The 26,002-nt window shown below is 65.0% G+C and carries 24 protein-coding genes, 1 tRNA gene and 1 riboswitch; of the genes, 18 read left to right on the top strand and 7 right to left on the bottom strand.

Annotation, left to right across the window (positions count from 1 at the left end):
* The first annotated feature begins 79 nt into the window (after positions 1–79).
* From argJ to CFR72_RS10460, 9 genes are all read left to right on the top strand, one after another.
* The gene (gene argJ / locus CFR72_RS10500) at positions 80–1,315 is read left to right on the top strand and encodes a bifunctional glutamate N-acetyltransferase/amino-acid acetyltransferase ArgJ (protein ID WP_110913916.1); all 1,236 of its coding nucleotides are present in this window, start codon (positions 80–82) and stop codon (positions 1,313–1,315) included.
* 203 nt (positions 1,316–1,518) lie between these two features.
* Positions 1,519–2,106 (top strand): RDD family protein, encoded by a 588-nt coding sequence (locus tag CFR72_RS10495; RefSeq protein ID WP_110913893.1) that lies wholly within the window; start codon positions 1,519–1,521, stop codon positions 2,104–2,106.
* 306 nt (positions 2,107–2,412) lie between these two features.
* Complete coding sequence (locus CFR72_RS10490; protein WP_110913915.1) at positions 2,413–5,016, top strand: mechanosensitive ion channel family protein; 2,604 nt, start codon at positions 2,413–2,415, stop codon at positions 5,014–5,016.
* Positions 5,013–5,753: a 2OG-Fe dioxygenase family protein gene (locus tag CFR72_RS10485; RefSeq protein WP_110913892.1), complete on the top strand. Its 741-nt coding sequence runs from the start codon at positions 5,013–5,015 to the stop codon at positions 5,751–5,753. Before CFR72_RS10490 ends, CFR72_RS10485 begins: the two co-directional genes overlap by 4 nt.
* Complete coding sequence (locus CFR72_RS10480) at positions 5,750–6,817, top strand: hypothetical protein (protein WP_110913891.1); 1,068 nt, start codon at positions 5,750–5,752, stop codon at positions 6,815–6,817. Before CFR72_RS10485 ends, CFR72_RS10480 begins: the two co-directional genes overlap by 4 nt.
* Positions 6,818–7,069: 252 nt before the next feature.
* On the top strand, positions 7,070–8,206 hold the full coding sequence (locus tag CFR72_RS10475) for an MlaE family ABC transporter permease (RefSeq protein WP_171791473.1): 1,137 nt from the start codon (positions 7,070–7,072) through the stop codon (positions 8,204–8,206).
* Between the two features lie 4 nt (positions 8,207–8,210).
* A complete protein-coding gene (locus CFR72_RS10470) occupies positions 8,211–9,026 on the top strand; it encodes an ABC transporter ATP-binding protein (protein WP_244182252.1) in 816 nt (271 codons plus the stop codon).
* A gap of 5 nt (positions 9,027–9,031) precedes the next feature.
* Complete coding sequence (locus CFR72_RS10465) at positions 9,032–9,985, top strand: MlaD family protein (RefSeq protein ID WP_110913890.1); 954 nt, start codon at positions 9,032–9,034, stop codon at positions 9,983–9,985.
* Positions 9,982–10,647, top strand: coding sequence for a PqiC family protein (locus tag CFR72_RS10460; RefSeq protein ID WP_193712864.1), 666 nt, complete (start codon positions 9,982–9,984; stop codon positions 10,645–10,647). The genes CFR72_RS10465 and CFR72_RS10460 overlap by 4 nt, the downstream gene beginning before the upstream one ends.
* 97 nt (positions 10,648–10,744) lie before the next feature.
* Here the strand turns inward: CFR72_RS10460 and CFR72_RS10455 are convergent, their stop codons facing one another.
* A complete protein-coding gene (locus CFR72_RS10455; RefSeq protein WP_208630014.1) occupies positions 10,745–10,963 on the bottom strand; it encodes a DUF1653 domain-containing protein in 219 nt (72 codons plus the stop codon).
* 42 nt (positions 10,964–11,005) lie between these two features.
* Here CFR72_RS10455 and CFR72_RS10450 point away from each other — a divergent pair, with 42 nt between their 5' ends.
* A complete protein-coding gene (locus CFR72_RS10450) occupies positions 11,006–11,605 on the top strand; it encodes a hypothetical protein (RefSeq protein WP_244182251.1) in 600 nt (199 codons plus the stop codon).
* Between the two features lie 29 nt (positions 11,606–11,634).
* Here CFR72_RS10450 and CFR72_RS10445 read toward each other — a convergent pair.
* Positions 11,635–11,708: transfer RNA gene (locus CFR72_RS10445), tRNA-Gly, on the bottom strand.
* Between the two features lie 147 nt (positions 11,709–11,855).
* Positions 11,856–11,936: riboswitch (SAM riboswitch) on the top strand.
* Between the two features lie 146 nt (positions 11,937–12,082).
* Here CFR72_RS10445 and metZ point away from each other — a divergent pair.
* The 3 genes from metZ to folE all read left to right on the top strand — a co-directional run bounded on the left by metZ (position 12,083) and on the right by folE (position 14,474).
* A complete protein-coding gene (metZ, locus tag CFR72_RS10440; RefSeq protein WP_110913888.1) occupies positions 12,083–13,285 on the top strand; it encodes an O-succinylhomoserine sulfhydrylase in 1,203 nt (400 codons plus the stop codon).
* An 86-nt stretch (positions 13,286–13,371) separates the two neighbouring features.
* Complete coding sequence (gene apaG / locus CFR72_RS10435; protein ID WP_110913910.1) at positions 13,372–13,782, top strand: Co2+/Mg2+ efflux protein ApaG; 411 nt, start codon at positions 13,372–13,374, stop codon at positions 13,780–13,782.
* 77 nt (positions 13,783–13,859) lie between these two features.
* On the top strand, positions 13,860–14,474 hold the full coding sequence (gene folE, locus CFR72_RS10430) for a GTP cyclohydrolase I FolE (protein WP_110571030.1): 615 nt from the start codon (positions 13,860–13,862) through the stop codon (positions 14,472–14,474).
* Between the two features lie 132 nt (positions 14,475–14,606).
* On the opposite strand, the gene CFR72_RS10425 is transcribed toward folE, so the two are convergent.
* The gene (locus tag CFR72_RS10425; RefSeq protein ID WP_110913887.1) at positions 14,607–15,179 is read right to left on the bottom strand and encodes a DJ-1/PfpI family protein; all 573 of its coding nucleotides are present in this window, start codon (positions 15,177–15,179) and stop codon (positions 14,607–14,609) included.
* 31 nt (positions 15,180–15,210) lie between these two features.
* Positions 15,211–15,759, bottom strand: coding sequence for a molybdenum cofactor biosynthesis protein B (moaB, locus tag CFR72_RS10420; protein ID WP_110913909.1), 549 nt, complete (start codon positions 15,757–15,759; stop codon positions 15,211–15,213).
* A 312-nt stretch (positions 15,760–16,071) separates the two neighbouring features.
* Here moaB and CFR72_RS10415 point away from each other — a divergent pair, with 312 nt between their 5' ends.
* Positions 16,072–17,553 carry a carbohydrate porin gene (locus CFR72_RS10415; protein ID WP_110913908.1) on the top strand — a complete coding sequence of 494 codons (1,482 nt, stop codon included), beginning with the start codon at positions 16,072–16,074 and terminating at the stop codon, positions 17,551–17,553.
* Between the two features lie 48 nt (positions 17,554–17,601).
* Positions 17,602–18,612, top strand: a complete 1,011-nt coding sequence (locus CFR72_RS10410; RefSeq protein WP_208630013.1) for a phosphotransferase enzyme family protein — start codon at positions 17,602–17,604, stop codon at positions 18,610–18,612.
* Positions 18,613–18,748: 136 nt separating this feature from the next.
* Here CFR72_RS10410 and CFR72_RS17550 read toward each other — a convergent pair whose 3' ends face one another.
* Positions 18,749–18,922 carry a hypothetical protein gene (locus CFR72_RS17550; RefSeq protein ID WP_167400353.1) on the bottom strand — a complete coding sequence of 58 codons (174 nt, stop codon included), beginning with the start codon at positions 18,920–18,922 and terminating at the stop codon, positions 18,749–18,751.
* A gap of 216 nt (positions 18,923–19,138) precedes the next feature.
* Here CFR72_RS17550 and CFR72_RS10405 point away from each other — a divergent pair, with 216 nt between their 5' ends.
* Positions 19,139–20,281 carry a metallophosphoesterase family protein gene (locus CFR72_RS10405; RefSeq protein ID WP_110913906.1) on the top strand — a complete coding sequence of 381 codons (1,143 nt, stop codon included), beginning with the start codon at positions 19,139–19,141 and terminating at the stop codon, positions 20,279–20,281.
* Positions 20,278–22,941 carry an AAA family ATPase gene (locus CFR72_RS10400; protein ID WP_110913886.1) on the top strand — a complete coding sequence of 888 codons (2,664 nt, stop codon included), beginning with the start codon at positions 20,278–20,280 and terminating at the stop codon, positions 22,939–22,941. The genes CFR72_RS10405 and CFR72_RS10400 overlap by 4 nt, the downstream gene beginning before the upstream one ends.
* 173 nt (positions 22,942–23,114) lie before the next feature.
* On the opposite strand, the gene CFR72_RS10395 is transcribed toward CFR72_RS10400, so the two are convergent.
* Positions 23,115–23,624, bottom strand: coding sequence for a GNAT family N-acetyltransferase (locus tag CFR72_RS10395; RefSeq protein WP_167400352.1), 510 nt, complete (start codon positions 23,622–23,624; stop codon positions 23,115–23,117).
* 179 nt (positions 23,625–23,803) lie between these two features.
* On the opposite strand from CFR72_RS10395, the gene CFR72_RS10390 reads away from it, so the two are divergent.
* Complete coding sequence (locus CFR72_RS10390; RefSeq protein ID WP_110913884.1) at positions 23,804–24,307, top strand: GNAT family N-acetyltransferase; 504 nt, start codon at positions 23,804–23,806, stop codon at positions 24,305–24,307.
* 144 nt (positions 24,308–24,451) lie between these two features.
* Here CFR72_RS10390 and CFR72_RS10385 read toward each other — a convergent pair whose 3' ends face one another.
* Positions 24,452–25,981 carry an alpha-keto acid decarboxylase family protein gene (locus tag CFR72_RS10385; RefSeq protein WP_244182250.1) on the bottom strand — a complete coding sequence of 510 codons (1,530 nt, stop codon included), beginning with the start codon at positions 25,979–25,981 and terminating at the stop codon, positions 24,452–24,454.
* Positions 25,982–26,002: the final 21 nt, after the last annotated feature.

Genomic DNA, 26,002 nt, shown 5'->3' with positions numbered 1-26,002 from the left:
CCGGGGCCTGCCCCGTCACGGATCGCGCATCCCTTTCGCGTGGCATCACACCCACATCACACCAAGGACCAGACGTGTCATGGCTGACGCTCTTCCCACCTCCCCGCTTGCACGGCCGTTCCCCGAACTGAAGCCGATGGCGGGCGTCCGATTTGGCGCCACGGCGGCGGGCATCCGCTATGCGGGGCGTACGGACCTCGTGATGGCGGAATTCGCCCCCGGCACGACGGTCGCGGGTGTCTTCACGCGCAGCAAGTGCCCCGGCGCGCCGGTGGACTGGTGCCGTGCCGCACTGGCCGGTGGGGTCGCGCGCGCGCTGGTGGTGAATGCGGGCAATGCGAATGTCTTTACCGGGCGCGCGGGGTACGAGGCGACGCAGGCCAACGCCGCCGATGCCGCCCGCCTTGCGCAGTGCGCGGCAAGCGAGGTCTTCCTCGCCTCCACCGGCGTGATTGGCGAGGTCCTGCCCTATCGCAGGATCAGCGACGCGCTGCCGGGGCTGTATGCCACGCTGTCGGATGACGGGTGGGAAGCCGCCGCACGCGGGATCATGACCACCGACACCTTCCCCAAGGGCGCGGTGCGTGAAACCACGATCGGCGGGACGAAGGTGCGCATCCAGGGCATCGCCAAGGGCAGCGGCATGATCGCCCCCGACATGGCGACGATGCTGGCCTTTGTCGTCACCGACGCCGCCCTGCCCGCCCCGGTGCTGCAGGCGCTGCTGTCGCGCGGGACGGAAAAGAGCTTCAACTGCACCACGGTCGATTCCGATACCTCGACCTCGGACATGGTGCTGCTGTTCGCAACCGCCAGGGCGGGCAATCCGGCGGTTGCGGATGCGAACGACCCCGCCCTTGCGGAGTTTGCGAAGGCGCTCGACTCCCTGCTGCTCGAACTCGCGCTGCTGGTGGTGCGCGACGGGGAGGGGGCGACCAAGATGATGCATATCCGCGTCACCGGCGCCACATCCGACGAATCGGCCAAGCGCGTGGCGATGGCCATCGCCAATTCCCCGCTGGTGAAAACCGCGATCGCGGGCGAGGACGCGAACTGGGGCCGTGTCGTCATGGCCGTGGGCAAGAGCGGTGAACCCGCCAACCGCGATACGCTGTCGGTCGGGATCGGCGGCACGTGGATCGCGAACAACGGCACCGTCATCGCCGGATATGATGAAACCCCGGTCGTCGCCCACATGAAGGGGCAGGAGATCGAGATCGACGTGGACCTTGGCCTGGCCAACGGCATCGGACAGGCATGGACGTGCGACCTGACGCACGGCTACATCGACATCAACGGCTCCTACCGCAGCTAGGGCGGCCCCAACCGGGCGCGCGGGTACGGGCGGCCTGTCCCGCCCGTGCCTGCCGGCAGGGGAAAGGGATGATGGTGGCGTCACCGCCGCGTCCCGACGCCCGCTTTTTTTTCCGTTTCCGTTCCGTCCCTTCCGGTGGCATTGCTGTTACAACCGCCTTATCACGGGCACACACCGGTCCAATGAGCAGGAACGAGCAGCCGATGTCCGATCAGTTTTTCCAGCCCGCCCCCCCGCGCCCGTTGCAGGAAGTCTGGACCTATGCCGGTTTCTGGATACGGGTCGTGGCGCATCTGGTGGATTCGCTTGTCGTCTGGGTCGGGCTCATGCTGCTCGGCGCGGTGATTTCGCCCAGCGTGTCGATCACCATCTTTGACCCGCAGCCCCATGGCGGCGGCGGGGATTACAGCGTGTCCTACATCCAGCCCGCCGATTACATGATCCTGTCGAACACGCCGCATGTGCACTGGCATGGCTATGGCCTGCTGGAGATGGCGTGGCTGGTGCTGCCGGCGCTGTATTACATCCTGTTTGAAAGTTCCCGCCTGCAGGCGACACCGGGCAAGCTTGTGTGCCGCATGCGGGTGACGGACCTGAATGGCAACCGGATCGATTTCGCACGCGCGACCGGCCGGTATCTGGGGAAATACCTGTCGTTCATGATCCTGGGCATCGGTTTCCTGATGGTGGCGTGGACCCGGCGCAAGCAGGGGCTGCACGACATCCTGGCCGGGACCTACGTCATCCGCCGCGAACTTGAGGCCGAGACCCCGCCTTTCCCGCCGATGTAAGGATCGGCCGATGTTATAACAGGTCGGCCATGCGGATATTGTGCTTCATCCATCCCGGCAAAGGCCGCATGACCATGAACGGCACGTCCGCTGCACGTCATTATTGCCACATGCATACGCGACAGTGACAAATCATGAAAACGGCGCAACGGGCGGCAACTGTTCTACCTTGTTTACGTTATAGTCCTTTATATTTTGAAATCCCGAGATTTTTTGGCCCGGCTTCACACGGGCCATTATCCCCAGACCGTCCCCGCCCCCCGTGACGAACACGCGGACGGCGCGATACAGGAGGTGACCATAGGCATGCCCGCCGTTTCCATGACCGTTTCCCGATCCCCGCACCGTACAAGGGCGGGGGCATGCCTTGCGCTGTTATTTTCCTTCCTGACACTGTTTTCCTTCCTGCGGGTCGCGCCCGCCTGCGCCCAGGACACCGCCCCACAGGGGCAGATGACCTCCGCCCAGGCGCAGCAGGTGCTGTCGGTCATGAACGACCCGCAGAAACGCGCCGAATTCACCAAGACGCTGGAGGCCATTTCCAAGGGACTGCCCGCGCCGGCGGCCGCACCGGCGCATCCCGCCCCGGCCAAGGCCGCCGCAGCGTCGGACGTGTCGGTCGAACCCGACAGCATCAGCAGCGAATTCCTTGACGAACTGTCGCATGTCCGCGACGTGGCCCTGCGTCAGGCGCAGAATTTCATGGCGCTGTTCAAGGACCTTGCGTTCGTCGGCCACTGGGTCCATTCAACGCTGAGCAACGCGGATTCCCGCCAGATCCTGCTGGATGCGACCGGTCGCGCCACGCTGATCGTGCTGTGCGCGATGCTGGCGGAACATGGTTTCTCCCTGCTGCTGCGCAAGCCGCTTGCGGCGGTCACCGCGCGCGCGGTCGCGACGGAGGCCCGCCTGAACCAGCGTGTCCGGGCGGAGGACGCAAAGCAGGACGTGACGGCCAGCGCCACCCTGTCGGCCGACGGGGCAAAGGAAACCGCGGACGAACGCGCGACCGAACAGGCCCGCCAGCAGGATGACAAGCAGCAGCATGAAACCCTGCGCATCATCACGCGCATCCCGTTCTCGCTCCTGCACCTGCTGATCAAGCTTCTGCCGGTGGCGCTGTTCCTTGGCCTTGCCTATGGCGGTTCGGCGCTGCTGACCTCCACCCACCAGGCGGAAATGGTGACGCTGACGCTGACGAACGCCTATGTCATCGCGCGTGCGCTGTACCTCCTGCTGGAAATGGTGTTCGTGCCGCGTTCGCCCACCATCCGCCTGTGTACCGCCAGTGACGGCACCGCGCGCATGGTCACGCGGTGGTGGAACTTCCTCGTTGCCGCCCCCTCGCTGGTGATCTGCCTGTCCACGCTGGGCGGGGTGTTCGACATGCCCGCGCGCGGGACGGAGGCGATCATCCGCGCCGTCGTGCTGATCGAACATATCCTTGTCGCGATCTTCATCTGGCGCATCCGCAAGCATGTGGCCGAAGCCCTGCAGCCCCCCGCACGGTTCAAGGACAAGCCGTTCTGGGTCTTTGTCGGCCGGATGGTCCATTTCTGGTGGCTGCTGGCGATGTTCTTCGACTTCGCGCTGTGGCTGGTCTGGGCGACGCAGGTGCGTGGCGGCTATGCCTGGATCCTGCGCACGCTGTCGCTGACGATCGTGGTCATCCTGCTGGCCCGCCTGTTCGCGATCCTCGCCTTTGGCCTGCAGAACAAGCTGTTCCAGATCTCGCCCCAGACGGAGGAACGCTATCCCGGCCTGCAGGCGCGCATGGATTACTACTATCCCTATGCCCGCCGCGCGCTTTTGTTCCTGCTCAGCTTTGCGACCATCGTGTGCCTGCTGCAGTCGTGGGGCCTGCCGGCCTTCGCCTTCTTCCTGCATGGCACGCTGGGGACGAAGATCATCGGCGCGATCCTGACGGTCATGGTGGCCTATACCGTGGCCATCGTGGTGTGGGAGGCGGCGAACGCGGCGCTGCAGAACCAGATCAACCGCTTCGAGACGTCGGAGCAGGCGTCACGCGCCAGTCGCCTGCGCACGGTCCTGCCGATCATCCGCACGGTGCTGCTGACGTTCATCATCGTCATCGTGACGGTCACCACCCTGTCGCAGATCGGCATCAACGTCGCCCCCCTGCTGACGGGTGCGGGCATCATGGGCGCCGCCGTGGCCTTTGGCGCGCAGAGCCTGGTCAAGGACTTCATCACCGGCTTCTTCATGCTGGTGGAAAACGCGATGCAGGTGGGTGACTGGGTCACTGCGGGCGCGGTGTCGGGCACGGTCGAACACCTGTCGATCCGCACGCTGCGACTGCGCTCGATCAATGGCGACCTGCACATCATCCCCTTCTCCTCGGTCACGTCGATCGCGAACACCTCGCGCGATTACAACCTTGTCGTGGTGGACTTCATGATCGACCTGAGCGAGGACCCCACCCGCGTCGCAGCAATCCTGCATGACGAACTGGCGCTGATGCGCAAGGACCCGAAATTCGCGCCGCTCATCAAGTCCGACTTCTCCTTCCTCGGGGTGGAGCAGGCGGATGGCAACGGGGCGAAGTTCCTGGGTTCGGTCCGCACGACGCCGGGTTCGAAATGGAAGGTGTATCGTGAATATTACCGCCGCCTGACGACGCGCATGGTCAAGGAGCGCGTGAAGTTCCCGATCCCGACCAGCGTCAACATGCTGGGCAACATGCCCGGCACCGAGGCACTGGACGTCAATGGCAGCGGCAGCATGCACATGGTGTTCCCGCCCAATGCGCCCTCCGCGCAGGCTCCGCAGGCAACGCCCCCGCAGGCGGCCCCGCAGGTGACACCGGCGGCGGATGTGGCGCATGATGCGCCCGCAACCCCGAAGGGTGACGCTCCTGCCGCCACCCCGAGTCCAAAGGCCCACGAATGACACCCACCCCCGATCCGGACCCGACACTGGCCGCCATGGAGGCCCCCCTGCGTGCGCAGGGGTTCGCCTTTGTCGGGGCGGACCGGATGCATGAGGAACTCCTGCGCTATGGCCTGCGGGAGTGGGAGTCCTTCGCCGCAAGCTGGAACCGGCTGGGGCTGGACCGTTACATGGCCGATGGCGGGCGGTACCGCCGCCGTCGCCATGCCACCTTTGCGGTTGGGTCACAGGACATGCGGCGCAAGAAGCACCAGCCCCATTACCAGAGCCGCGATTACAACGAACTCAATGGCGGGATCGAACGCTGGTTCCGCGCGGTGGAGCCTGACATCGGCACCCATCCGGCGCTGCAGGCGATCCTGCGCCTGATGTATCGCATCGTCACCGACCTGACCCCGCCCGCACGCCGCCCGGAGGGCTGGCATGCGGAAATCCACCAGTTCCGGATCGAGGCCCTGCCCGAACAGCCCGGCCACCCCACGCCGGAGGGACTGCACCGCGACGGTGTGGACTGGGTGCTGGTGCTGATGGTGCGGCGGGAAAACGTCATGTCGGGGGAGACGACCATCCATGACCTGCAACGCCGGCAGGTGGGCACGTTCATGCTCGACCGGCCGCTTGATGCCGCGATCGTCGATGACAACCGCGTCTATCACGGGGTGACGGCGGTGCGCCCGATCGACCCGTCACGCCCGGCCTATCGCGACGTACTGGTCGTCACTTTCCGCCACCAATGACGACCCCGCCCCGCCGCGCGGACGCGGCCTGGACATGGCGGCGTTTCGCACTGGTGCTGCTGGGCACGGCGGTCGTGGTGGGGGGCGTGCTCTATGGCTTCATCGTCACGGTGGACCCGTGGGACGTGCTGCCGTTCTCGCCCCGCCTGGCGCGCATCCCCATCAGCACCAACACCCGCTACAGCATGCCCGCGCTGACCCGCGGGGCGGCGTTCGATTCCGTCATGCTCGGCACCTCCACCAGCCGCCTGATGCAGCCCGCCGTGCTGGACCGTGCCCTTGACGCGCGTTTCCTGCAGCTTGGCATGAACAGCGCCAGCGCATGGGAACAGGCGCGCCTGCTGTCGCTGTTCCTGCGTCACCATCCCGCCCCGCGCGTGGTCATGATCGACATCGACGCCGCATGGTGCCGCAACCGGCCGGGCAACCTGACCGGTCCCAACCGCCCCTGGCCGGAATGGATGTATGACGGCCCGCCCTGGGCGGGGTACCTGCACATGGCCAACCTGTATGCCCTGCAGGAGGCGGCCAACCAGTTCCTGTGGCTGGTGGGGCTGAAGGCGCAGCGCTTTGGCTCCGATGGCTATACCAGCTTCGTCCCGCCCGACGACCGCTATGACCGTGCCCGCGTGGACCGGGCGTTCGCCGCATGGACCCCGCCCGATCCCACGCCCGCCCCCGATGGTGCGGACCGCGCCGTGCCCGACAGCATGGGGCTGCTGCGCGCCATGCTGTCGCACCTGCCCGAGGACACGCGGCGGCTTTTGTGGTTTCCCCCGGCCTCCGCCTACCTGCATGGGCCGGCGGGCAGCCGCAGCCGGATGCGCGCGCTGGCCTGCCGCCGGGCCGTCACCGCCATGGCGGCGGGCATGGCCGACACGCTGGTGGTGGATTTCGACATCCCCGGCCCGATCGTCGATGACCGCGACAGTTTCTGGGACCCGCTGCATTACCGACTGTCGGTGGCGCGGCGGGTGATGGACGATTTCGGGCGCATCGCGCATGGGGGGGACGGCGGGACGGACGCGCATGTGCTGGTGCGCAACGGGTGGTCCCCTCGCTGATGTCGCGACGGCCCGGACGCGCAAGCCATGCGCTGTGCTCACCATTCCGTCGCGGCAGCAGGCCTTGTGCATGCCGGGTCATCTGGTATGGGAAGGGAACGCCCCCGCGAACACGCGCCCGGTGCGTCGGGCCATCCCCGCCATGGGAGGCGGCATCCGGCGCATGACCGTGCCGGTCCGCTGTCCGCGCGGCGTTCCCTGCGTGTCCTGCCCACTGCCGTGGCAGGCACGGCCCTGAGGTTGGAGAGGCTGGTGAACACGTCCGTCAATGGTGCGCCGCAATGGCATCTGCAGGCCGAGGCGAACCGGACCCTGATCACATTGTCCGGCGAATGGATCGCACAGACCGGCACCACCCCCGACTTTCCCGACAATGGCCTTGCCCCCGCGACAAAGGGCAAGCCGCTTGAATTCTCCACCGACGGGCTGGGCCGGTGGGATACCTCCCTCATCAGCTTCCTGTGGGAACTCAAGCGCGATGCCCGCCTTGCCGATGTGACGGTCAGCACCGACACGCTCCCGCCCTCGGCGCGCAAGCTGCTGGACCTCCTGCCCGAAATCCCGCCAGAGGCGCATCCCCCCGCGCCACGCCATTTCGCCCCGGTCGCGGCGGTGGGGGAGTTCACGCTCGACACCCTCAACGAAATCGGCTGCGTGAGCGAGATGGGCGTCGCCACCGCGAAAGGTGGCCTTGCCGCCCTGCTGGGCAAGGGGATGATGCGCACCGTCGATCTGCTGTCGGATGTGCGCGCGGCGGGGCCGACGGCGCTGCTGATCGTGGGCGTGGTCAATTTCCTGGTCGGCGCGATCCTTGCCTTTGTCGGTGCGGTGCAGTTGCACAAATTCGCGGCCGACATCTATGTCGCAAGCCTGGTGGGAATCGCGATGGTGCGCGAGATGTCCGCCGTCATGACCGCGATCATCATGGCCGGGCGCACCGGCGGCGCCTATGCCGCGCGCATTTCCACCATGCAGGGGAACGAGGAAATCGACGCCCTGACGGTGTTCGGCATCCCGGTTTCCAGCTACCTCATCCTGCCTTCGGTGCTGGCCCTCGTGCTGACGATGCCGCTGCTTTACCTGTATGGCTGCCTGATCGGCATGTTCGGCGGGTTCGTCGTGGCGTACATCATGCTCAACGTCACGCCGCTGGGCTATTTCCACGAGACACTTTACGCCGTCGCGCTGTCGCAGTTCATCTTCGGCTTCATCAAGAGCATCGTGTTCGGCGGGTTCATCGGCCTGACAAGCTGCCGCATCGGCCTGAAGGCCGGGCGCTCCGCCGCCGATGTCGGCATCGCCGCAACGCGCGCGGTGGTCGTCGGCATCGTGGGCGTGATCGCCATCGACGCCATATTCGCCGTCATCGCCAACGTGCTGGACATCTGATCCGATGAACGCAGACATCCCCACCCCCGCCCCACACGACGCGGACACCGCGCAGGCGATGCTGTCGGTGCGTGGCGTCACGCTGGCGTTCTGGCCGAAGGTGATCCAGCATGACATCTCCTTTGACGTCAAACGCGGCAGCATCTTCGCCGTCATGGGCGGCTCTGGCTGCGGCAAGAGCACCCTGCTCAAGAGCATGATCGGCCTGCTGCGCCCGGCAAAGGGCGAATACCTTGTCGGCACGGACAATTACTGGGCCGGCACGGACGAGGACCGGGTGCGCATCGGCCGCCGCTTTGGCGTCCTGTTCCAGAGCGGCGCGCTGTGGAGTTCGATGACGGTGGGCGAAAACGTCGCCCTGCCGATGCAGATGTTCACCAAGCTGAAGCCACACGTGATCCGCCAGCTTGTGGAACTCAAGCTCGGGCTGGTGGGGATGCTGCACGCCATCGACCAGTACCCCTCCGAACTCAGCGGCGGGATGAAGAAGCGGGCGGGCCTTGCGCGCGCGATGTCGCTGGACCCGGACATCCTGTTCTTCGACGAACCTTCCGCCGGGCTGGACCCGATCACCTCCGCACGTCTGGATGAACTGATCCTCAACCTGCGCGACGGCCTGGGGGCGACGATCGTGCTCGTCAGCCATGAACTCTCCAGCCTGTTCGCGATCGCGGATGACGGCATCTTCCTCGACCCCGATTCCAAGACGGCGATCGCGCATGGCTCGCCCACATGGATGCGCGACCATTGCGACAACCCGATGGTCCACGCCTTCATGCACCGCGAACGCACCGATTCCTCCAGCAACGGGGACAGATAGGGGCCATGCCCGCCAGACAGAGAGTCATTGGCGCACTGGTGCTTGGCGCGGCCTTCGTGGGCGGGGCGATCCTGCTGATGCGCGGGGAGATCCCGTTCCTGCATTCCGTGCGCGAAGCGGTCGTGGTGTTCGAGGATTCGACGGCGGGGCTGGATATCGGCTCCCCGGTCAATTTCCGGGGCATTCCCGTCGGCGCAGTGGAGAGGATCGACATTGCCGTCGATCCGACGGTCAACCGCACCTTTACCTCCGTCAGGATCGAATTCTCCCCCCGGCAGGTGCCCGGCGGCGCGGACCTGCCCGATGTTCCCACGCTGGTGGCCGACGGCATGCGCGCGGACATGGTCCTGCACAGTTTCGTGACGGGGCAGTCGGAAATCGACCTCGACTTCTCCCCCAACACGCCGGCGCGGATGCATCCGGGCCTGTCCTCCCTGCCGGAAATCCCGGTGGGCCAGACCACCCTGCAGCAGTTGAAGGGGGAACTTGGCGCGCCGACGATGGAAAAGCTCAAGCATGACATCCGCACGGCCGTGGCCAGCATCCGCCAGCTTGCGACCGACCTTCACCGCGACGTGCCGCCGATGATGGCCAGCATCCGCCAGACATCGGCGCGCAGCCATGTCGCGGTGGTCACCATCCGCGAGGCCCTGGCCGACGCCAAGACGCGCGCGGCTGTCACCCTGACGGACATGGACCGGATGCTGGCGACGGGCGGGCGGGAAATGGATGCCCGCAGGGCGGAACTGCGGCACCTGATCGACGAGGCGCGCCTGACGCTGGCGCAGGCGCACGAGACCATGGTGGGCGTGCAGCAGTTGACATCGCCGCAGTCACCCGATCAGGTCCACCTTGCCGAAATGACGCGTGACGTGACCGCCGCCGCCTACGGGTTGCGCGGGTTCGCCAATGAAGTTGAAAGTAACCCGCAACTCCTGCTGATGGGACGCAGCCAATGATCTCGTGCCTGCCTGTTTTCCTCTCCCGCCACATGGCCACCTGCCGCGCCATGGGGGGCCTGATCGTCTCGGCCTCGCTGCTTGCGGCGTGTTCCTCCGCCCCGGTGAAGTTCTATACGCTTGGCGCGTCGGCCATCGCCACGGGGGCCACCACGCCCAGCGGCAGCGTCTCCGCCGTGACCGACACCACCCCGGTCATCCAGGTGGAACAGGCGCGCATCCCCGACTACCTTGACGGGCAGGACATCCTGGTGCGCGACGGGCACGAGATCGAGCGCAGTTCGCTTGGCCGGTGGGCCAGCCGCCTGTCGGTGGGGGCGACGGACCTTGTCACCGCACGGCTGGCGCAGAAATGGCCCGACCGCTTCGTGACCGACCAGCCGCAGCCGATCCCGGCCTCGTGGCGTCTGGCGATCAATATCAGCCGCCTTGACGTCAGCCGCAACGGGGCGGCGGCGCTGAATGCCGACTGGGCCATCATCCCGCAGGACCTGCGCCAGCCGATCGCGCGCAACCGCACCCATATCGAGGTCGCGGGCGGGACCGCCACCAACAACCATGTGGCCGAAATCACGGAATCGCTGCTTGACCAGCTAAGCGACAAGATCGCGGCAAGCTGGCCTCAGGCGACAGCGACGCATACATCGCGCACCCACCACTGAATCCATGTGAATAAAAGTTTTTGGTGAAGCTTTTTTCAAAAAGCTTCGAAGAACGCCGCCTTTTTGGAAAAAGGCGGCACCCAAAAACTTTTATGACTTACACATCCGTGACGGGCGCGAAACGCGGCACGCCCCCGACCTGCTCCATCCACATCTCCAGCGGGCGGACCCAGTAATCGCCCTTCGCCTCGCTGCGATAGGTGACGAGCCATTCTTCCGTCTCGCTGTGGCGGCCGACGCAGATGACGGTGTAAAGGCCGCCCTTGTAATGCCGGTAAAGCCCCGGCCGGGGATGGGTGGGTGCAACCATTTTCATCCTGTCTCCTTCATTGCATCATGAAACGGCCACCCCGGTCCCATGGCCGGAAGGCGCCTGCATGACCTGCCACAGGGAGATATCCGCCGCATGTTCCACCCGTCCAGTCCCTCCCCCTCCCTCCCTGCCGGACGCACTGCCACATGGCGGTCCGTGCTGCATGGCGCGATGGTCGCGGGGGCGCTGTGCATGGGGGGCATCGCGGGGGCACAGGCCGCCACGGATCTGGGTGCGACGGTCATCCTGGCGCAACATCCGGGCACGGAACTCGACCGGCAGGCGCATATCCTGCAGGCGCAGGACCTGCGTGATGCACGTGCGCGCGGCGAACATCCCGTCATCCTGACGGCATCGGGGCCGCTGTCGGACCAGCCAGGGGACATGGCGCTGTTCGTGCAGTTGCAGTCGCCAGGCCTGTGCGGGTCCGCAGGCTGTTCCACCTCCGTCTTCCTGCGCCGGGGGACGCGCTGGACGCAGGTCCTCGATTCGCTGAGTGGGCCGGTGCGGATCATGCCGCAAAGCCATGGCGGCATGCATGACATGCTGGTCGATGACGGGGATCGCTGGATCTGGAACGGCTCGACCTATGACGACACACAGGCGACGACACCTTCGCCCCCCTGCCCTGCGGCGGTGCGGTAAGGACATCTTCCGTCGATCCGGGGAAAGCATGGAGCGGGTGAAGGGAATCGAACCCTCGTATGCAGCTTGGGAAGCTGCCGTTCTACCATTGAACTACACCCGCGTGCTGCCCTCCCTATAGCGGAGGGACCGACCCAATGCAATCGTTCCCGCAGGCCCGGATGCAACAGGGCCGATGCCCGCCCGCGGCAGTTGACGAGCATGGGTGCAATCCGCAATAACCGTGCCTGTACCGCGCGCCCTGCCATGGGGCCGGGACCCTCGTGATTTGATTCGGCCGGCTTGCGGCGAGGTTAAACAGACGCGCTAAAGAGGCCTGATGCCGCCACAAGGCGCTGGTGTCATGGTTTCCACGGTCGGACGATCCATTGCCGAAGGAAGCTTTGTCCCGGATCATTCCAAGCCCTTTTTTCCGGTCCGGGCCTCTGCCTTTTTCGGCGTTTCTGACGATTTTCTGGTTTGGGAATCCTGACGATCATGACTGAGAACTCCACCCCTTCCGAATGGCGCGCCGCCACCCGCCTGCTGCATGCGGGCGAGGAACGCACCCCCTATGGCGAAACGAGCGAGGCGCTGTTCCTGACGTCAGGCTTTGTCTATGACAGCGCCGAACAGGCGGAGGCCACGTTCCTTGGTGATGTGCAGCATTACCAGTACAGCCGCATTTCCAACCCCACTGTCGCAGCACTCGAACGCCGCCTTGCCAACCTTGAAGGGGCGGAGGACTGCGTCACCACCTCCACCGGGATGGGGGCGGTCTCCTCCGCGCTGCTGGCGCAGGTGCGCGCGGGCGAACGTGTCGTCGCGTCACGCGCGCTGTTCGGGTCGTGCCACTGGATCGTGGCCGAACTGCTGCCGCGCTACGGGGTCGAAACCGTGTTCGTCGATGGCGCGGACCTGTCCGCATGGGCCGAAGCCCTGTCGAAGCCGACCAGCGCCGTGCTGCTCGAAAGCCCGTCGAACCCGATGCTCGACATTCTCGACATCCGCGCGGTCTGCGACCTTGCACACAAGGCCGGGGCCATCGTGGTGGTCGATAACGTCTTCGCCACCCCGCTGTACCAGAAGCCGCTGGAGCTTGGCGCGGACGTCGTCGTCTATTCGTGCACCAAGCATATCGACGGGCAGGGCCGCACGCTGGGCGGTGCGGTGCTGGGGCGGAAGGAATGGCTTGACGACGTGCTGCGTCCGTTCGTGCGCAACACCGGCAACACGCTCTCCCCGTTCAATGCGTGGGTGATGCTCAAGAGCCTGGAGACGCTGTCGCTGCGCGTGAACGCGATGACCGCGAATGCGGGCAGGGTGGCGGACTTCCTTGCTTCCGCGCCGCAGATCCTGCGCGTGTTCTATCCCGGCCGCGCCGACCATCCGCAGCACGAACTGGCGATGAAGCAGATGAGCGCGGGCTCCACGCTGGTCGCGTTCGAGGTCGCGGGCGGCAAGGAAGGGGCCTTCGCCTTCATGGACGCGCTGAAGCTGATCAGCATTTCCAACAACCTTGGCGATGCGCGCTCGCTGGTGACGCACCCGGCCACCACCACGCACCACAAGATCGGGCCGGAAGAGCGCGCGCGCCTTGGCATTACCGATGGCGTGATCCGCTTTTCCGTCGGACTGGAAGATGCGGAGGACCTGATTGACGATCTGCGTCGCGGCCTGAGCGCCGTCGCCGCGCGCTGATCCACAGCCCGGAGTACCTTATGGCCCAGAACAAGTCGTTCCCCCCTCCCCCCGGACACGATCCCGACTCCGCCCTGGCGAGCGCCATCGACAACACCCCGTGTTACGAGGCGCGCACAGGCGATGTGCGGGTGCTGGTGCAGACGTTCTGGCTGGATGACCAGTCGGAACCGGAGGAGCGGCGGTTTGTCTGGGCCTATCGCATCCGGGTGGAAAATCACGGCGACAGTGCGATCCAGCTCCTGCGGCGTAGCTGGCGCATTGTCGATGGGCAGGGCCGCGTCGAACATGTGCAGGGCGACGGGGTCGTGGGGGAACAGCCCGTGATCGACGCGGATGGCTGTTTCGAATACATGTCGGGTGCCGCGCTGGAGACGCCCACTGGGTTCATGGGCGGGACCTATCACATGGTCCAGCCCGGCACGCGGGAACATTTCGACGTGAACATCCCGACCTTCAGCCTCGACAGCCCGCATCACCCCGCCATCTTCCATTAACACCCCATCAACACCCATGCCTGCCATCGCCCGCACGCGGACGGGCGTGGCGCGCAGGAACAAGACAGAACACAGCAATGACCCCCACCGATTCCGCCCCGCCCCCCCGCCCCACGCGTGAGGAGGCAGAAGATGCCGTGCGTACGCTCCTGCGCTGGGCCGGCGAAGACCCCCGGCGCGAAGGGCTGCACGACACGCCAGCGCGCGTGGTGCGTTCGTACGAGGAATTCTTCTGCGGCTATGCCGAGGACCCGGTCGATCTCCTGACCCGCACCTTTTCCGAGGTCGAGGATTATGACGAGATGGTGCTGCTGCGCGATATCCGCTTTGAAAGCCATTGCGAACACCACATGGTGCCCATCATCGGCGTGGCGCATGTCGCCTACCTGCCGCGCAAGCGCGTGGTCGGCATTTCAAAGCTGGCGCGCGTGGTCGATGCCTATGCCCGGCGGTTCCAGATCCAGGAACGCATGACGGCGCAGATCGCCAATACCATCAACGAGGTCCTGCAACCGCGCGGCGTGGGCGTGGTGATCGAGGCCTCGCACCAGTGCATGACCACGCGTGGCGTGCACCGCCCCGGCGTGTCGATGGTCACCAGCAGGATGCTGGGCACGTTCCGCAGCAATTCCGACACGCGGCGGGAATTCCTGTCGATCCTGAACCGCCCCGGCGTTACCGGCGGGGTCTAGGCGGCTGTCATCAGATGAAAGTTTTTGGTGAAGCCTTTTTCAAAAAGCTTCGAAAGAACACCGCCTTTTTGGAAAAAGGCGGCACCCAGAAACTTCTGTCACTTTGCTGTCAATGCCCCTGATGGGGGCGGGTCAGATCTCGACCCGTGCGCCCAGCACGGCGATGAACTGCGCCAGCCACGCCGGATGGGCGGGCCAGGCCGGGGCCGTCACCAGCAGGCCATCGGTCACGGCGGCGTCGATGGCGATGTCGGCAAAGATCCCGTCCGCCAGTTCGACATCGGGACGGCAGGCGGGATAGGCCGAAACCCTGCGCCCGGCAATGACCCGCGCCGCCGCCAGCAGTTGCGCCGCATGGCAGATCGCGGCGACCGGCCGGTCCGCGAACGCCCGCACCAGCGCGATCACCCGCGCATCAAGGCGCAGATATTCCGGCGCGCGTCCACCGGGAATGACCAGGCCGGCATATTCCTCATGCCGCACGTCATCGAACGTCGCCGTCAGGGCAAAGCGGTGACCGGGCTTTTCGCTGTAGGTCTGCGCGCCCTCGAAATCATGGATGGCGGTCAGGACATGATCGCCCTTCTTCCTGCCCGGGCAGACGGCATCGACCTGGTAGCCCAGCATGCCCAGCGCCTGGAACGGGACCATGATCTCGTAATCCTCGACATAGTCACCGGCCAGCAGGAGGAGTTTTTTCGTCATTGCCAAAGCCCTTTCCTTGATGTGGCGCGGATCAGTCGTGGCCCGGTGGCAGGTGTTCACGCAGGCGCGGCATAAGTTCGACGAAGTTGCAGGGCACATGGCGGCTGTCGAGCTGCCAGACAAGGATGTCGTCCCAGCCATCGCGCACCGCCCCGGTGGAACCGGGCAGCGCGAACAGGTAGGTCCCGTCCGCCACCCCCGCAAGGGCGCGCGACTGGATCGTGGAGGTCCCGATCTTCTGGTACGACAGCATGCGGAACAGTTCGCCGAACCCCTCGATCCGCTTGTCGATCACCCGCTCGAACGCCTCTGGCGTCACGTCGCGGCCCGTCACCCCGGTGCCGCCGGTGGAGATCACCACATCGACCTGCGGATCGGCAATCCATTGCGACAGGCGCCAGGCGATCGCATCGGCGTCGTCAGGTTCGATCGCGCGCGCGGCCACGTGATGGCCTGCCGCCGTGATCCGTTCGGCAAGGATGTCGCCGGAACGGTCATCGGCGGGCGTACGCGTGTCGGACACCGTCATCACCGCGATGCGGACCGGCAGGAAGGGCTTGTTCATATCCAGTCGAGACATGCCGCGATCTTCGCCCCCGTGCACACCATTCGTCAATCTCGATCTGCCATGATCGAGGGATGGCGCAATATCACATCGCGAAAAGATGACCGGGAGAGATACCTGTAGTAATCACTTAAAGCGGAAGTCCAGAAATAACTTTACTGACTATTTGTGCATTGCACAAAAAAATTATCCTTTTTGTAACAACGAAATATTTTTGAATTTCTGGCGTTGCATGGAATTATGCATCATATTATTTCATACTAAACAAATGTTCATAAAATTTATTGTCCAAGGTTCATCTCCAATATGACAAGGTTCATCTCCAATATGAAATATGCTACGAATGCGCGGATGATCAGGATAATTCCACTCTTTCTTGCCCCCATCGTGCTGTCTTTTCTTGTGCTTATCGCCGATCGGGCCCAGGCCTTCGCACAGGCCATACCGGGCGACAGCATGGGCGGGATCGGCACCCAGCCAATGGTGGCCGCCAACGCCCGGCGCACGCAGTCCGCATGGGCGCAGGACCCGGGGCAGTTCTTCAGCGCACCCTATGGCAACCAGCATTTCTTCGGGGACTGGCTGGGCCTCCAGCCATGGCTGGTGCGCCACGGCATCCACATCGCCGCTGACGAGCATGAGGAACTGGCCGGGAACTTCCGCGGCGGCGCCAAGCAGGGCGTCACCGATGCGGGGCAGACGGGCGTGGAAATCGACATCGACTGGAACAGGCTGGCGGGGCTCAAGAATTTCTGGACCCATACCATGATCGTCAACGGCCATGGCACGAACCTCAGCACCGAATACATCCATGACTCCCTGGGCGGGGTGCAGCAGATCTATGGCGCGCGTGGTAACGTCGTGGCCCATCTGGTGTACATGTATGCCGAACAGTCGCTGTTCCATAACCGACTCGACATCAGCGCGGGCTGGATCCCGGTCGGCAGCTTCTTTGCTGCATCCCCGCTGTTCTGTAACTTCATGAACGTGTCGATCTGCGGCAATCCCGCGCCCGGCAAGTACGTTCCGGGCGGTCGTGACTGGCCTTCGGGCAACCTTGGCGTCGTGATGCGCGTCATGCCGACGGTCGATACCTATATCATGGCGTCGATGTTCGCCGTCTCGCCCCATGCCTATAACGGCGGCATTTCCGGCTGGTCGTGGGCGCAGAGCGGCCTTGGCCATTTCTCCACCCCGGTGGAAATCGGCTGGCTGCCGGAATTCGGCCGCCATCACCTCGCCGGTCATTACAAGGCGGGCTATGGCTATGACAATTCGCAGTACAACGACCTGTTCCAGGACATCGACGGCAATTCGGCCGTGATCACCGGCCGCCCCTTCCGCAAGGAATCGGGTGTCAGCACGGCATGGTTCCAGGCGGACCAGATGTTCGTGCGCAATGGCAAGGGCCCGACGAACGGCCTGATCGGCCTGGCGGGGTACATGTATACCTCCGGCAAGGTCTCGGCCATGAAGCAGCATGCGTGGGCGGGCATGATCGAAACCGGCGCGAAATGGGGCCGTCCGCTCGATACCATGGGCGCGATGTTCCACTATTTCGAAATGAGCCGTTCCTCGGTGCTGCAGCAGGAATCCTCCATGCTGACGGGCCAGCCACTGCTGTCGAACCAGTGGGGACAGGCGTGGGGCATCCAGACGCATGAGGATGTGTATGAACTGTTCTACAACATCCATGCGGCGCGCGGCATGAGCTTCCAGCCCGATTTCCAGTACATCAACCGTCCGGGCGGCACCACGACCTATCACGATGCCGCGGTGATGGCGCTGCAGTTCAACTGCATCCTGTAACGTCCCCCATCGCGGTCACGCGCGCAAAGATGTAGGAAGGACGGCATCATGAGTGATGTCGCCCCTGCCCCTTTCCGCGCAGGCGATCCCGATGCGATCGCCCGTGCCGCCATGGCCCTCTATCCCCCGGCCGAGCGTGGCGTGCCGCGTCTTTTGTGCCTGTCGGAAAACGCCACCTATCGCATTGACCTGCCCGACGGGCGGCGTCGCGTCCTGCGTGTCCACCGCCCCGGATACCATGACGCCACGGAAATCCGCAGCGAACTGGCATGGCTCGACAGCCTGCGGGCCGCAGGCATACAGGTGCCGCGCGCCGTGTGCGCGATGGACGGGGAGCGGCTGCATCATGTCAGCACGCCCGGCACATCGGCACGGCATGTCGTGATGTTCGAATGGATCGACGGGACCGAACCCACGCCCGATATCGATCCGGGCAGTTTTGCCCGCCTTGGCCGCATTACCGCGCGCCTGCACCAGCACAGCCGCGCATGGCGCAGGCCGCAGGGTTTCCGGCGCAAGGTCTGGACGCATGCCACCATGGTCGGGCCGGCGGCCGCATGGGGGCAGTGGCAGGCGGCGCAGGGGCTGGATCCGCGCGCGCACGACACGATCACCCACGCCATGGCGCAGGCAGGTTCGGAACTTGCGGCCTATGGCGATGGCGCGGCGCGTTTCGGCCTGATCCATGCGGACCTGCGGCTGGCCAACCTGCTGATCGCGGGGGAGCGCACGCATATCATTGATTTTGATGATTGCGGCTTTAGCTGGTTCATGCAGGACCTTGCCGCAGCCCTCAGTTTTTTCGAGGATCATCCCCGGATGCCGCACTGGGTCGCGCACTGGCTGCGGGGATATGAAACCATGACCCCCGTGGAGCGCGCCGACCTGTCGGTCCTGCCCGCATTGATCGCACAGCGCCGGGTGCAGCTTCTGGCATGGGCGACATCACACGCCCATACGGCGCAGGTGCAGGCCCTTGGGCCACAATGGGGCACAGGCTGCGTGACAGTGTGCCGCGATTACCTCGACGGGCGCCTTGCCCGGCGGATCGGGGCGTAACGGCGCAGGCGACTCGTCCACATCCTCATGACCGGTCATCATGGCCTTTGCAATCGCAGGCATGATCCATGTCATTCACCCGTGCCGGCGTGGATGGTATCCAGATCCGGCAGGCGGCATTCCCGGACGCGGGAAATCAGGCCGTTTCAGCAGCGCAGTCGAGCGTGCGGGCGTAATCAAGCAGCGCGCGGCGGTGGCTGAGGTGAATGGAGCGCACATTCTGCGAACGCGCGGTCGTGTCATCGGAAGACAGGCCGGAAGCGCCGGAATGGGAAGAAGTCTTGACAAGCGTCTCAGTCACTGAAGGCATCGTTTCGTGTTCCGTAACTGTGCCGAAGCGGGGGCATCGCGACAGGTAGGTTGCCGCATCGATGATTTATTACCTAATCGTCATATATGACCAGATTGAGGCAGCAAGGCCATAGTTCGAATTTATCTACACCTTCTGGATCACTTTTTTGTTTACCCCATCACCACCCCGCCACTGCGTCTTGTGACATGACGATGGGGGATGATACTCGCATCCATGCGCTTTGTTCACACATCCGACTGGCAGGTTGGCAAGGTCTTCCGCTTTGCCGATGACAGCACGCAATCCGTCCTGCAGGACCAGCGGCTGGAGGTCATAGGACGCATCGGGCGACTGGCGCGCGAACAGGGCGCCAGCGCCGTTGTCGTGGCGGGTGACATCTATGACCATGAAATCCCGGTGGACCGGACCCTGCGCCAGCCGATCGAGCGCATGCGCCAGTTCCCCGACCTGTGCTGGCACCTGATCGCGGGCAACCACGACCCCAACGTGCCCGGCGGCATCTGGGACCGGCTGCATGCCATCGGCCTGCCGGACAACATCACCGCCCACCTTGACGGCCGGCCCGCGCCGATGGACCCGGCCGGGGCGGCATGGGTCATTCCCGGCGGCCTGAAACGCCGCCATGTCGCGACCGACCCGACGGCGGACATGGATTCGGCCGAAACGCCCCCCGGCGTCATCCGCGTCGGGCTGGCCCATGGGTCGGTGCGTGATTTCGGCAGCGAGGAAGTGCAGAACCGCATCGCCATCGACCGCGCCCGGCGCGCGGGCCTGTCCTACCTCGCGCTTGGGGACTGGCACGGGCAGCAGCGCATCGACGAACGTACATGGTACAGTGGCACACCCGAAATCGACGGGTTCGACCGGGGCGGCGACGGGGGCGGGCATGCCCTTGTGGTGGACCTTGCCGGTCCCAACGCCCTGCCGGAGGTCACGTCCCACCGCGTCGGCCGCTTCGTGTGGCACCGTGACAGCGCCACCCTGACGCAGGCGCACGATATCGCCGCCCTGGAACATCGCCTGCGCAACATCGACCCGCAGGAGGCGGACCGCGTGCTTGTCTGGCTGGACGTGCGCGGCGCGCTGTCGCTGGAGGGGCTGCAGGCATACCAGGACATGCTCGACGCGCTTGGCTCCGCCCTGCGCCTGCTGCGCGTCGATGGGGAACCGACATTGCTGCCCCATGCGGATGACCTCGACCTGTTCGGCACGGGCGCGGTGCGCGCGGCAGCGGCCATCCTGTCGGAACGCGCGGGCAACGGGCCGGAGGCACAGCGCGACATCGCCACCGCCGCCCTGCGCCGCCTTGCTCTGATGGTCAACGCGGCGGACGGGCGAAAGGGAACCACGTCATGATCCTGCATGGTCTGAAGGTCGCGAACCTGCGCAAATTCGTTACACCCACGCGCCTGTGCGGGCTGGGGCCGGGGCTGAACGTGCTGGCCGCGCGCAATGAATTCGGCAAATCCACGCTGCTTGCCGCCCTGCGGGCAGCGTTCATGTGGCGTTATTCCAGCACCAGCAGGTCGGTGAAGGAACTGCGCCCCTTTACCGACCAGAGCACCGGCCCGAGCGTGCATGTGGATTTCAGCATCAACGATATCCCCTGCCACCTTGAAAAACGCTTCCTGTCGCGCGCGGGCATGAGCCTGAAGGTCGGGGAGGAGACGTTCGCCAATGCCGATGCGGAAGAAAAGCTGCACGAGATCATGGGGCTGGAGGCGCAGGGCCGGGGCGAGGCCTGCGGCATCTGGAACGCGCTGTGGGTCACGCAGGGCGACAGCCTGAAACAGCCCGAACTGACGGGCCGGGCCAGCGACGCCCTGACCGCCTGCCTGGAGGGGGAACTGGGCAACATCACCGGCGGGGCGGAGGCGACGCGGCTTCTGGCGATGGTGCGTGACGAACGTGCCGTCCTGCTTGACGGGCGGGGCAACCCGAAGGGGCGTTACAAGACCGCCATCGCGGAGGAAGACGCCGCCAGTACGGAGATCGCGCGCCTGGTGGAACGCCGCCGCGCGCTCGAGGACGATATCGAGACGCTGGCCGAAAAGCGCCGCCTGCTGCACCATGCCGACGACGCCACCCGGCATGAGCAGGAAACCGCCGACCTTGCGCAGGCACGCCGCGATCACGACCGCCTGCGCCAGCATGCCGCCCGCCTGAAGGCCGCGCAGGCGGAGGTGCAGCTTGCACAGGGCAGGCTGGCCATTGCGCAGGACACCATCGGCCGCCGCGCGACGATGGAAACCGAACGCCAGCGCCTGCGCACGCGCACGGACGAACTGCGTGCAGCGATGGAAAGCGCGCAGCAGCGCTGCGACCGCGCGGAACAGGCAACGGTCGCGCGCCAGCATGAACTGCAGGGCGCGATGGCCCGCCTGCAGGCCGCGCAGGAGATGCACCGCCGCGCAAGCCTGCGCGAACAGGCCAGCACATGGCGGCGCGAACAGGCCGACGCGACCACCCTTGTCACACGGCTGGAACAGGCGGCGGCACAGGTGGCGCAGGCCGAACTTCACCTTGCGACCCTGCATGTCGATGATGCGATGATGAACCGCCTGCGCCAGGCGGAGCGTGCGGCGGACCGCGCCAGCGCGCGTTACAGCGAACAGGCGACCCGTCTCGAATTCAGCCTGCGGCCCGATATCGCGGGGCAGGTCAGCATCAATGGCGCGCCCCTGTCGGGTACGCGGCTGGAAATCACCGCATCCACGCTCGTCCATGTTCCGGGCATTGGCGACATCCGCATCACGCCGCCCGGTGATGGCGACCATGAACAGGCCCTGCAGGCCCGCACGCAGGCGCGCGATGCGCTGTCCGCCCTTCTGGCGCAGGCGGGATGTGCGGACATGACCGCGGCGATGGACGCCCATGTCGCGCGCCAGCAGGCCGAACGCGCCGTGGGCGAGGCCCGCAAGATGCAGGCCCACCTGCTGTCCGCCGACATGCCCGATCCGGCGGCGGCGCTGCTGGCGGCAAGGGCGCGGGTCATGGAACTTGACCGGCTGCTCGCCAGCGTGGCGCAGGACCCGGACGCCGCCACCCTGCCCACGCTGGCCGAGGTGCAGGACGCCCTCGGCACTGCGGAGACGCAGGTGGAGGCCGCCCGCGCCGCCCTGCTGTCCCCCGATGGCGAAGCCCGGCAGGCGCGCGACATGCTGACACGCCACCGCACGGAACTGGAACAGGCGCAACAGCAGCTTGACCGCCTGACGCTGGAACTGACGCGGGAGCGCATGGCACAGCCGGACGAGGCCCTCGCCACCCGTCATCAGGAGGCACAGGCCGCGCGCGATGCCGCCGAAAGCGCCCTGCGCATGTGCGAGGCCGACCGCCCGGACGAGGACGAGGCCATGGTGGCGGCCCGCATCAGCCGCCTTGAACGCACGCTGGAGGACCGGCGCACGCGGGTGGGCGAACTGCGTCAGGACATCGCCGCCCTGTCGGGTCGCATCGGCATCGCGGAAGGCGACGGGCTGGATGAACGGATCGCGGAACACGAACGCCTGCGTGACGGGCATGCGCGCGAACGCGCCGAATGTGCGCGGCAGGTGGAAATCCTGACGCTGCTGGCCGATACGCTGGCGGCAACGGCGCGCGATGCGACGGAGCAGTATCTTGCCCCGCTGACGCGCGCGATGGAACCGGCCCTGCGCGGACTGTTCCCCCGGGCGCAGGTGACGCTGGGGACCGATTTTTCGATCACCGGCATCACCCGCACAGTGACGGAGGAATTCGCCGACCTGTCCGATGGCACGCGCGAACAGATCGCGGTGCTGGCGCGGCTGGGCATGGCGGACCTGCTGCATACACGCGGGCAGCAGGCGATGGTGGTGCTGGATGACGCGCTGACATTTTCCGACAGTGGCCGGATGGAGCAGATGTTCGATATCCTGACGGAAATGTCGCGCCGCCTGCAGATCATCATCCTGACATGCCGGTCGGAACAGTTCGCGGGGCTGGGCGCGCGGCGGTTGAGCGTGGAGGCTGTGGAACAGGCCTCTTCTATGTAGGAAGGTGTAAAAAAAACGCCGCCTTTTTGAAAAAAGGCGGCACCCAAAAACTTTTATTACTTTATCATTTTTAAATTATTCCTGATTTATATAAATAACTATATCACCTGCCATATTTTTAAATAATAAAAGTCTTTTTGCTTCTTTTTCTTCAGAAAAAGAAGACCCTTCCCTTACAGAATCCGCCCCATCACATATTCATCAACCGCCGCCCCATCGACCATCAACGCCGCAATACGCCGCCCCTCCACCACAAAGCCGCTTTTTTCATACAGGCGGATCGCCCGGTCATTATGCACCATGACCGTCAGTTCCAGCCGGCCGATCCCATGCGCCCGCGCCCAGTCCGCGCACGCGCCAAGCAGCGCCGTCCCGATGCCCATACCGGTATGGGTGGCGCATATCCCGATCACGAGGCTGCCGACATGGCGGTTGCGGCGGAAACTGCCCCCAGTGACCTCGACATAGCCGACCGGCACGTCTGTCCCCTGCGCAAAGGCCAGCAGGAGGACGGAGTTGTCTGCGGCACGAAGCTGCGCTATTTCTGACTGCATCGCCGCGACGTCCATGGAACGCTCATCAGGTTCGAACATCATGAAGCGCGTTTGGCCATCCAGTTTACGCTTCATTTCCAGCACGGAACGGGAATCCGAAACCGAGGCTTCCCTGATTTCGATCGTCATTGTCATCCTTGTCATGGTGGCGTCGCGCACGACGAAACCCCCGTCGCCGCCCGCCGCGAAAGATACCGGTCATGGCCGCCGTCACGCAATCCGGTCCCTGTGGCACAGGATACGTCCATGGCGACACAGCGAAATGAAAACGCAGTAAGGGCGCACGACATGGGACAGGCATCCAGCATATGGACATCCTCATCAGGCCGATAGACCCGTCGGAGACGCACTCCGCCCTTGCCCTTTACCGTGCGGCGATCAGCAATATCGGGACGCAATTCTATAGCGCACGCCAGCGGGCGGAATGGGCAACACGGACAGAGGTGCAGTTCCTCCGCCTCGCCCGGAGCAGGGCACGCTTTGTCGCCGAACGTGACGGCAGGATCGTTGGCTATGTCGGTTATGACAGAAGCCGCCAGACGCTGACCGAATGTTATGTCCATCCCCACCATCAGCATCAGGGGATCGGCAGGCTGCTGGTCCGGCATGTCCTGCATATCGCCCATGCCGATGGGCTGGAAAGCCTGACAGTGCTGGCCTCCCTCAATGCCCGGTCATTTTATGAAAGCCTCGGCTTTGTTTTCCAGCAGGCCGAAAACCTGGACATGAGCGACGGACAGATCCTGCCGTGCTGCCAGATGCGGGCCAGCCTGATGGGTGGGGCGTGGTCCCGTAACCCTGCATGTCCGTAAAGAAAAGAGGAGGCACATGGCCCCCTCCCCCGGTTTTTTGTTCCTTGATGCACAGTAAAATTTCTGGAGTGCTGCCTTTCGCCTGAAAAGGCAGCGTTCTTCGAAGCTTTTTCGATCAGAAGCCTCACCAGAAACTTCTGTGGATTACCGCTCCTCGGGCGGACGGGCATTGGCGTTGGCCACGCGGCGTCCCCACGAAATCAGGTCGCTGGTGCAGTCATCGCGGTCGATGGTGCATTCAATCAGGGTCGGACCTTCACGGTTGGCCAGTCCCTTCTCGATCGCCTGCGCCAGTTCGCCGCCCGTCGTCGCCTTCAGGCCAAGGCCCCTGCCGTCCTCGGCGTTGAAGACTTCCATCAGGCCCGCATAATCCCAGTTCTTGACGTTGTTGTACGGACCGTCATGGATCTGCACCTCGATGGTGTAGCCACGGTTGTTGACCAGGAAGATCAGCACCGGCAGCTTCAGCCGCACCATCTGCGCCACTTCCTGCGCCGTCAACTGGAACGACCCGTCACCGACCATCAGCACGATGCGGCGTTCCGGTTCCGCCACGGCATAGCCGAACGTGGCGGGCACCGACCATCCGATATGGCCCCACTGCATCTCCAGTTCCACGCGCGCGCCATGCGGCAGCTTCATCTGGATGGCGTTGAACCAGGAATCCCCCGTCTCCGCGATCAGGGTGGTCCGCGGGGTCAGCACACCGCTGATCTGGCGCGCCATTTCCGCACGCACCAGCGGCGCGGACGGGTCGGCCGCCGCAACCGGGGCCGCAGGCCTGTGGATGCGGTGGAATTCCGTGATCGTCGTGTCCTTCTTCGGGCGCGTCCCCCACGCCTTCGTCAGGCCATCAAGCACATCGCGCAGGTGGATGTCGTCATAGGCCACGCCCTCGACACTTACATGCCGCCCGTCCGCCACCACGACATTCTCGCCACGCGGCCATGCGGTCCAGCCCACGGTGGAATAGTCGTTGAAGACCGGGGCCAGCGCGATGATCCCATCCGACCAGTCAAAGATCTGGCGCACACCGGGGCTGCTGACATCGCCCCAGAAGGTGCCGACATAGCCGGGATGATCCTCGGGGAAAAAGCCCTTGGCCGCGGCCATCGTCGCCACCGCACAGCCAAGCGCATCGGCCAGGCGGATCGCGGCGTCCTCCGCCCCCGCCGCGCGCACGCGGCTGCCGATCAACAGCACCGGCTTCTTGCGGCTTTGGATAAAGCGGGTCAGCGCCTCCACCGCCTGCGCAACACTCGCGGGGTCGGACGGCACTTCGGCCAGGACCGCGCTTGCCGGGCCGGGACGCATGCAGGGCTGGGCTGCGACATTGCACGCGATTTCGATATAGGCGGGCTTCTTCTCCCGCAGGGCCGTGCGGATCGCATGGTCGATCAGGGCCGGCGCCTCCTCCGCAGAGGTGACGGACACCGCAGCACAGGTCAGGCGCTTTGCGATTTCAAGCTGGTAGGAATAATCCGGCGTGCCGATCGTGTGGTGCAGGATATGCCCGCTGCCATGGTCGTTGGAATTGGGCGCGCCCGAAATCAGGATGACCGGCAGGTTTTCGGCATAGGCCCCGCCAATCGCGTTCAGATTCCATGAGGAGTGGATAGCGAGCCGCGCCGTGTCAGAGTGTGCTTGCTGAAACTCTCTGGAGGGCAGAACCATGCTCGAGGCATCTGATCATCC

Origin of the sequence: Gluconacetobacter entanii (genome assembly GCF_003206495.1) — a bacterium.
GTDB classification, from domain to species: Bacteria; Pseudomonadota; Alphaproteobacteria; order Acetobacterales; family Acetobacteraceae; genus Novacetimonas; species Novacetimonas entanii.
Note: the sequence above shows the minus strand (reverse complement) of the source record. Positions and strands in the feature narration are given on the sequence as shown.